At 37.4% G+C, this 1,779-nt stretch carries 3 protein-coding genes; 1 reads left to right on the forward strand and 2 read right to left on the reverse strand.

Annotated elements, in window-relative coordinates; all coding sequences use genetic code 11:
- Positions 1 to 226: transposase (locus tag FC98_RS13675; protein WP_056949753.1), on the reverse strand; the 226-nt coding region annotated here is incomplete at its 3' end.
- A gap of 418 nt (positions 227 to 644) precedes the next feature.
- On the opposite strand from FC98_RS13675, the gene FC98_RS13680 reads away from it, so the two are divergent.
- Complete coding sequence (locus tag FC98_RS13680) at positions 645 to 1,094, forward strand: cupin domain-containing protein (protein ID WP_056949754.1); 450 nt, start codon at positions 645 to 647, stop codon at positions 1,092 to 1,094.
- 167 nt (positions 1,095 to 1,261) lie between these two features.
- Here the strand turns inward: FC98_RS13680 and FC98_RS13685 are convergent.
- On the reverse strand, positions 1,262 to 1,779 hold a 518-nt coding region (locus FC98_RS13685), incomplete at its 5' end, for a hypothetical protein (RefSeq protein WP_056949755.1).

Below are 1,779 nucleotides of genomic sequence, written 5' to 3' on the forward strand. Positions count from 1 at the left end.
CTTTTTTTAGGATTTCGTTCTCCTCAGACAGCGAAGCCAGTCGCTTTTCCATCGCTTTGATTTCGTCTGGCGATTTACCGGATTGAGTTTTGGCCTGGCCCTGGATCCACTTATGAACGGTTGAATAGCCAATGCCATATTCTCTGGCCAGTTGAGCAGCTGATTCGCCTTGCTTATATAGGTTGATAATGTTTTGTTTGAATTCTTTGTCGTAACGAGTTGGCATGTAAAAATTCCTTCCTTTTGAGAGACGATTTATTCATTATACGCTCTCTTAAAAGTTGTCTCAGGAATCAGCTTACATCCAAAGTGTGGATTACGTGATAAGTCACAACGATTAATTACAGCCTAAGATAATCAGAAGAACAATTCCCATTCTAACGTTAGCAAAGGGCCCATTTCTAAATAAAAAAGAGCCCCATGGACGATTGCACGTAGAAGTTATGGAAACTGAGTGGATACCCATACTTTAACCAAACCCAAAAATTAATTAAATTGAATAACTTCACTTTTTAGACAATCCTATTGGCTATTAGTCACTAGAACTCAGATTGGTAAATTAACTGATAACATTGGTGCTCTTAAAATGATATCAAATAATAAAAAATTATGTTACAATTCCAATTAGAAGGGGAGTGTTTATTATGTTAGAAAAAAGCGCAGATTTAGGAGACTACGGTCCAGCACCCTTTGCACCTGATTTAAAATCGGCTGCTTTGGAAAATGAAAATTATCGAACTACTTTGTGGACCGGGGATCATTTTCAAATCACATTAATGGCTATCCCAGCCGGAGGTGGTGATATTGGCATGGAAATTCATCATGGTAATGATCAACTTATTTACTTAGTAGCCGGTATTGGCCACGTTAAAATGGGGAAAGATAAAGATCATTTAACAGTTGATCAGGAAATTCATCCGGGAGAGGCTGTAGTTGTTCCTGATAACACTTGGCATAACGTGATCAACGCTGGAAAACAGACCATGAAGGTCTTCTCTATTTATTCACCGGTCAAGCACAAAAAAGGAACTAATGAAGCCACTAAAGCCGATGCAATTAAGCAGGAGGGCCCTCTGGAGGGTACTGGTGAATAAGACAAATTATTTATCAAAAGATATGATTTATGTCAAGAACTAATGGTATTCTTTGATAAATAATTTGAATTAGAATTTTTTCTGAACTATGCAATTAATAATTTTTTAGTTGGGCAAATTAAAAGCTATCTCAAATTACTGAGGTAGCTTTTTTATGGTTGCTATAATTATTGTATTGGGTCTCCCGGTGCGTGAATTTTACCTGTAGAACTAACTCCCCAAGAAAGTCCGTCATCGTTGACAAAACTCCAGTTACCGTTCTCTCCTTTGATGGTCTCAAGCTCGTCTAACGAATACCCTCCAAAACTATCAACATTATCAGCATCCGCCCAATTTTTTAAGACTTGCCTAGCTTGGGATTCAGTTAAGGCCGTAGAACTAGTTGTAGACTGAGTAGAAGAAGACTCTGATGAACTAGAGTTTTCGACTGATGAACTACTTTCAGAGGAATCTGTGTCATCATTAGTAGAGTTTGCCGTTGTGTCCTTATTTTGAGTAATTAATTTTTGTTCAGTCAAATTATTTGAACTGGCAATGTTATGTGTAAATTTAGTATAGGCCAACTTATTGTCAGAGTTCAGGTACTCAATGTAGCCATCACCTAAAGTACCTTGTTCGGGCATCTTTTGAAATAGCTGGTTGATACTTTTTGTCGAGAGCGTAAAATATCTTGTGTAAATGCATA

The organism is Lentilactobacillus kisonensis DSM 19906 = JCM 15041 (assembly GCF_001434135.1).
Taxonomy (GTDB): Bacteria; Bacillota; Bacilli; order Lactobacillales; family Lactobacillaceae; genus Lentilactobacillus; species Lentilactobacillus kisonensis.

What these genes read in the sequence shown, in the direction of transcription:
- FC98_RS13680 (WP_056949754.1), top strand. Translation starts at nt 645, where the DNA reads ATGTTAGAAAAAAGCGCAGATTTAGGAGACTACGGTCCAGCACCCTTT.